Here is a 6096-nt window from a genome sequence, read left to right on the forward strand (position 1 = left end):
GTCCGCACCGCCCCGGGGAGACGGGTCAGGCCTCGCCGGGGTGCCAGGCGGGCCACTCCCAGGGGCGGTCGGCCCAGTGGACCCGCTGGGGGTCGTGCGGGTCGAGGCCCGGGAAGAGCTGGTGGACGCGCGGCTCGAACTCCTCCGGTGCGAGCGGCTCCCAGCCGTGGCCCTCGAAGTGGACGAGGCGGTAGCGGCTGTCGGTCCGGAATTCGGCCACCTCGACCAGGGGCGCGGACGTGCTGTTGGTCTCCATGACCCCAAGCATGTGGTGCGGTGGCAATCAGCGCCCGCCCAGACCCCTCTTCCGGGTCATGTCCCTGCGTCGGCGCGCTCGTTGAGCACGGAAAGGTACGCCGGGGGGCCGTGGGAAGGACGAGCAGATGACTGGGCAGCCCACCGGAGGACAGTGGCAGTGGCCGCAGGACGCGTGGCAACCGCCTCCCGTCCCGATGACTCCCCCGCCTCCCCCGCCTCCGCCGCCCGCTCCGGCACGGTCGGCGCGGCGTTCGCGCAGGGCGTGGGCGGCGGCGGTCGGGACGGGTGCGGCGCTGGCGTCGGTCCTGGTGATGTGCGGGCCGGGCTCGGGTGACGACCTGCGGGTGACGGCCCTGCCGGGGGCCTCGCCCTCCGCCTCGGACCCGGCCTCGGACCGTGCCTCGGACCCGGCCTCGGACCCGGCCTCGGGCCCGGCCTCGGACTCGGCCTCGCGGCTGCTGCCGGTCTCCCCGCCGCCCGCCACGCCCGCGCCCTCGCCGCTGCCGGCTCCCGTCCCGGCGGGCGGCGCGACGGGCGGCCCGGGCGAGGCGGCTTCGGCGGCGATGGCGCCCGACGGCGGGGCCGCGGACGCCCAGCACGGCTCGGCGAGTGCGCGGCCGAGGCCCGGCCACAGCCCGCACGCCACGGCGCCGGCCCGCGGCACGTCGGGCGCGCCCGCCCCGAGCGGCCCGGGCGCGGGCGCCTCGCTGCCGGGCTTCGGTCCGGGCACCCTCTGTGACCAGGCCGAACGCATCGGCCGCTGGCCGGCCGGCTCGGAGCAGGCCCGCCTCTGCCGCGGCGTCTACGGCTGAGCCGCCGAAGCGCCGGGTACCGCCGGAGCACCGGGTACCGCCGGAGCACCGGACGCCGAGGACGCACCGGGCGCACCCAGCACCCCCCTGTCCAGCCGGGGCGCCAGCACCCGCGCCAGGGTGTCGGTGATGTGCCCGGTGTCCCGGTACAGCACGACGCCCTCCAGCACGGCCGGGCAGGAGGGCCCGGCGGCGGGGCAGAGCAGCGGACCGAGGTCGAGGGTCCGGACGCCGTACCGGGCGGCGAGCCCGCCGTCCAGCATCGGGTCGGGTTCGAAGGCGGTGTCGCGCGGGAAGGAGCAGGCGTCGGAGCGCCCGTCGGAGGCGGCCAGGCAGGTCGGGATGTCCTTGCCCGGCATCGGGGTGTCGCCGAGGTAGGCGAGCGGGGTGCCGAGCGCGGTGAGCCGGTCGAGCGTGCGGGTCCAGCCCTCGGTGCGCTCGTCCTGGCTGCCGTAGCGGTTGAGCCCGGCCACCAGGACCAGGCGCGGCTTGGGCCCGGTGGTGAGCCGGGTGAGGGTGTTCTCGCGCCAGCGGTCGCACTCGTCGAAGGTGCGGCCGAGCACGGTGTTGCGCACGGTGAGGGTGGCCAGCGGGCAGCCGGGCTTGACCAGGACTTCCAGCGCCCAGTGCCGCTGGTCGGCCATCGCGAGGGCGGCGGATATCCACTGGCCGGCGTGCGAGTCGCCGAGGAGCACGATCCGGTCGGGGCTGTCCTCGGTGCCGAAGAGGCAGCGCGGGCTGCTGTCGGCGTTCAGCGGGATCTCGCAGCCCTTGCCGGGCGGGAAGTCCTCCCGGGCGCGGGCGAGCGGCGGTGTCAGGGCGAGCACCCGGGTGCCGGGGGCGAGCAGGACCGGGCCGTCGGCGGCTCCGGCGGGTGCGGCCGTGGGCCCGGAGGAGGTGTCCCCGAGGGCCCGTACGGTGCTGCCGCCGAGGGTGAGTGCGGCGATCAGCGGGATGACGAGGGCGCTGGCGCCGACGGCGAGTCCGTGCCGGGGCGCCGGGCTGCTGCCGTACCGCAGCGGCTGTTCGACCAACCGCAGGGTGAGCCAGGCGGGCAGCGCGCTTGCTGCCGTGAGTGCGGCCAGGGTGGTCCAGGGCAGGGCGCCGTACCGGGCCTGGGCGATGGTCAGCACCGGCCAGTGCCAGAGGTACCAGGCGTAGGAGAGGCGGCCGGCGGCGCGTAGCGGGCGGGTGGCGAGCAGGCGCCCGGCGTTGAGGGCGCGCAGCGGACCGGGCCCGCCGACAGCGCCCAGCGGGCCGGCTCCGGCGAGCAGGACGGCGGCGGTGCCGAGGACGGGCAGCAGCGCGGCCGCGCCGGGGAACGGCGTGTCGCGGTCGTACTGGACGATCGGCGCAAGGACGGCGGCCAGGCCGAGTCGGCCGAGCAGCCGCAGTGCCCGGAGCCCCCACAGCGCCGGGCGCCGCTCGGTGCGGGAGGCCAGTGCGCCGCCGGCGAGGGCCGCGCAGGCGCCTGCCGCGAACTCCCAGAGCCGGCTGCCGGTGGAGAAGTAGGCGAGCGGCGCCGAGGTGTGGGTCCAGCGCAGGCAGAGCAGCAGCGAGATGCCGCCGATGGAGACGGTGGCGAGGGTGATCGCGGCGGTGCGGCGGCGTCCGTGCAGGTAGCGGGCGAGGCCGAGCAGCAGGACGCCCCAGAGCAGGTAGAACTGGTTCTCCACGCCGAGCGACCAGAAGTGCTGCAGCGGGCTGGGGTCGCGTTCGGCGGCCAGGTAGTCGGCCTGCTGGCCGACGAAGCGCCAGTTGGCGAACTGGCCGGCGGCGGCGATCAGGTCGCGGGCGAGGTCGGTGCCGCGCAGCGGGTCGAGCAGTGCGCCGCCGGCGGCGGCGGTGGCGACCAGGACGGTGGCGGCGGCGGGCAGGATGCGCCGGGCCCGGCGGGCGGCGAAGTCCCCCAGGCCGAGCGGTCGGGTGAGCAGCAGGCCGGTGATCAGGTAGCCGGAGATGACGAAGAAGATGTCGACGCCGACGTAGCCGCCGGTCAGGCCGGGTACGGCGGCGTGGAAGGCGAGCACGGACAGCACGGCGATGCCGCGCAGCCCCTCGATGTCGGGGCGGAAGGCGGTGCGCCGGCGGGGTGGCCCGCTCTCGGCGGGTTCGCCGTTCGGCGCGGCGGTGGCCACCTCCCGCTGCACCCGGACGACGCCGGGCAGCAGGTCCGAAGGGGCCGGAGCTGGTGTGGACGGTGAGGATGACGAAGGCGGGACGGCCGTGGGCACGGCGGCGCTCCTTGCAGGGCTGGCAGCGGTGGTCGGGCCGCCGGGCCGATGGGGCGGCCGGGCGGAGTCCGCGCCGGTGGGGCGACGCGCAAGGAAACTCAACGGTCGAGCGACAGCATGAAATTGACGAACTGTCAGAAGATCAGCGGATCGGCCCAGCCGGACGCCAGCAGCCCGCAGAGCAGCAGCACGGCGGTGACGGCGACGGCTTCGGCCCGTCCGAACCCGAGGTTCGAGCGGCTCCGGGCGGGTGCGGCGACTTCGCCGACGGCGGCGCCCTTGCCGCCGTTCGCACCGTTCAGGAGCGGCCACAGGGCCCTGATCAGCGGGATCATGGTGTACGCGGTGAGTGCGAGCAGCGCGGTGAGCGCCCAGTACGGCCGCCAGCCGTGCAGCAGCCCGGCCCGGACGAGTCCGGCGGCGCCCGCGAGGACGACGAACCCGAGCCAGCCGACCCCGATCCGGGCGACGGCACGGGCGAGTGAACTGCCGCCCGACACGGCGCCGGTGGGCACCCAGTCGGCGGAGCGGCGGCGCAGCGCGTGTGCGATGGCGACGATGTGGCAGAGCCCGCCGAGGAGTTGGACCCGGGTGACCTCGAAGCGCCAGCGGGTGCGGGACATCGCGGGCAGCAGGACGAGGGCGACCCAGATCGGCGGCAGGAAGGGGAGCACCTGCCAGGGTTCGATCTCCTCGGGCCTGAAGAACAGCATGATCAGGGCGGGCAGCGGCACGGCGAAGACGTTCACCGCGCTGGTGACGTAGCCGAGGATGCCGTTCCAGAAGCAGAGCCGGGCGGACTTCTGCAGTGGCCCGTTTCGGAAGTCCGGGTCGCGGACGAGGGCGAGGGAGCCGAGGCACCAGCGGTACTGCTGGCTGATGAAGGCGGGCAGGCCGGTGGGCGACATGCCCTTGGCGACCAGCGCGGGCACGTAGCGGGTGGCCCAGCCGGCGCGGGCGAGGGCGAGGCCGGTGTAGAGGTCCTCGCTGTGGTCGATCTCGGCGAAGCCGCCGATCCGGGTCAGTGCTGCGCGGCGGTAGAGGGCGTTGGTGCCGCAGCAGACGGTGCCGTCCTGGGCGTCCCGGGAGGGCTGGATCCAGCGGTAGAAGATCTCCTGGGTGGCTCCGGCGGCCCGTTCGAGCCAGGACATGTCGGCGTCGGTGTCGAAGCACTGCGGGCTCTGGACGATGCCGACCTCGGGGTTGTCGAGGTAGGGCACCAGGTGGCGCAGGAAGTCGGGGCGGGGGCAGAAGTCGGCGTCGAGGACGGCGATGATCTCGCCGGTGCCTTCGGCCAGGCCGTGGTTGAGGTTGCCGGCCTTCTTGAAGCGGCCGCGGTCGGGGCGGGCGCGGTACTCGAAGCCGTAGGACTCGGCGAGTCGGCGCACCTCGGGGCGGTCGGCGTCGTCGAGGACGAGGACGGTGAGTTCGCCGGGCCAGCGGACGGCGGCGGTGTGGCGGTAGGCGTTGTCGAGGACGGCCAGCGGTTCGCCGGCGGTGGGCAGCAGGAGGTCCACGCCGGGGTGGCGGGCGGGCTGCCAGGCGCGCATCAGCAGGTCGTGCGAGTCGCGGGTGTAGCGGCGGGCGCGTTGGCCGTCGGTGAGCGAGAGCAGCCAGGTGGCGGCGTTGAGCACGGTGAGCAGGAGGAACGGCCAGAGCAGCGGCTTGCTGAGGGCGAACAGGCCGAGGGTGGCGGTGGCTCCCGCGTAGGAGAGGGTGGCGCAGAGCAGCACCCAGCGGCGCTGCGGGCCGAAGTACCAGTAGAGCTCCTCGTCGTCGGGCGGGCCGGGCAGTCGGAGGTCGGGGTCCGGGGGTGTCGGGCGCGGACCGGTGTCGGGTGCGGGCATGGCGGTGCCATGGCGTACGGGCATGCGGAAATGGCCCCCTGGGCAGCGGACGGAACGTGGCCGTTCGCCCCCAGCCTCTCACATTGGCCTAGACCAATCATGAACGAGGTATGACATCTCCGCATCGCCCCAGCTCGGTGACTTGACGCCACATCACCTGACGGAACCCGGCCGCACGAGCCCGAACCGAGACCCCGAACCGAGCCCCGGGCCGGCGCGCCTCAGGAGGCCTTCAGCTCCTTGCTCAGGTGCTCGAACCGGAGGTCCGGCCGCAATGGGATGCCGAAGCGCTCGTCGCCGTACGGGAACGGGCTGAAGACGCCGGTCCGGCGGAAGCCGCGCCGCTCGTACCAGGCGATCAGGTCGGCGCGCTGCGCGATCACCGCCATCTCCATCTCGCCGACGCCCCACTCCCGGCCGGCCACCCGCTCCGCCTCGGCCAGCACGGCCCGGCCGACCCCGCCGCCCTGCAGGCCGGGGCGCACCGAGAACATGCCGAAGTAGGCCCGCTGCCCGCGCCGCTCCAGCTGGCAGCAGGCGACCAGCTCGCCGTCGCGCTCGGCCAGCAGCACCAGCACCTCGGGGTTGCCGATGGCCTCGGTGATGGCCTGCGGGTCGGTCCGCTGCCCGCCCAGCAGGTCGGCCTCGGTGGTCCAGCCGACCCGGCTGGCGTCGCCGCGGTAGGCGGACTCGACCAGCTCGACCAGGGCCGGGACGTCGGCGGGCTCGGCGGGGCGGAAGGCGGGCTCCCCGATGGGCCGGGCGGTGCCGGTGGCGTTGTCGATCATCTGAACCTCCTAGGAGACCCCGGCCTTTGGGTCGGGGAGGAATTGGACTTCCTGCGGAGCAGGGCAACGGGCTGCGATTCGCCGTCAAGGCGGACCGCAGTGCTCTGACCCGCAGATTTGATCCTTGACCTGCGGCATCGCTAGCTTGTGAGCGTGA

Annotated in this window: 5 protein-coding genes; 1 reads left to right on the forward strand and 4 read right to left on the reverse strand. The window is 75.0% G+C overall.

Annotated elements, in window-relative coordinates; translation table 11 throughout:
• Positions 1-25 precede the first annotated feature (25 nt).
• A complete protein-coding gene (locus OP86_RS27015; RefSeq protein WP_030056834.1) occupies positions 26-256 on the reverse strand; it encodes a hypothetical protein in 231 nt (76 codons plus the stop codon).
• Between the two features lie 346 nt (positions 257-602).
• On the opposite strand from OP86_RS27015, the gene OP86_RS27020 reads away from it, so the two are divergent.
• On the forward strand, positions 603-1070 hold the full coding sequence (locus tag OP86_RS27020; RefSeq protein WP_157849854.1) for a hypothetical protein: 468 nt from the start codon (positions 603-605) through the stop codon (positions 1068-1070).
• Here the strand turns inward: OP86_RS27020 and OP86_RS27025 are convergent.
• The 3 genes from OP86_RS27025 to OP86_RS27035 all read right to left on the reverse strand — a co-directional run bounded on the left by OP86_RS27025 (position 1061) and on the right by OP86_RS27035 (position 5939).
• On the reverse strand, positions 1061-3304 hold the full coding sequence (locus OP86_RS27025) for an acyltransferase family protein (RefSeq protein ID WP_199815246.1): 2244 nt from the start codon (positions 3302-3304) through the stop codon (positions 1061-1063). The two genes, OP86_RS27020 and OP86_RS27025, sit on opposite strands and share 10 nt — an antisense overlap.
• A 134-nt stretch (positions 3305-3438) precedes the next feature.
• A complete protein-coding gene (locus tag OP86_RS27030) occupies positions 3439-5175 on the reverse strand; it encodes a glycosyltransferase family 2 protein (RefSeq protein ID WP_324604114.1) in 1737 nt (578 codons plus the stop codon).
• Positions 5176-5372: 197 nt separating this feature from the next.
• On the reverse strand, positions 5373-5939 hold the full coding sequence (locus tag OP86_RS27035; protein ID WP_051830734.1) for a GNAT family N-acetyltransferase: 567 nt from the start codon (positions 5937-5939) through the stop codon (positions 5373-5375).
• Positions 5940-6096 lie beyond the last annotated feature (157 nt).

The sequence above is a fragment of the Streptomyces novaecaesareae genome, assembly GCF_000716875.1.
GTDB lineage: Bacteria > Actinomycetota > Actinomycetes > Streptomycetales > Streptomycetaceae > Kitasatospora > Kitasatospora novaecaesareae.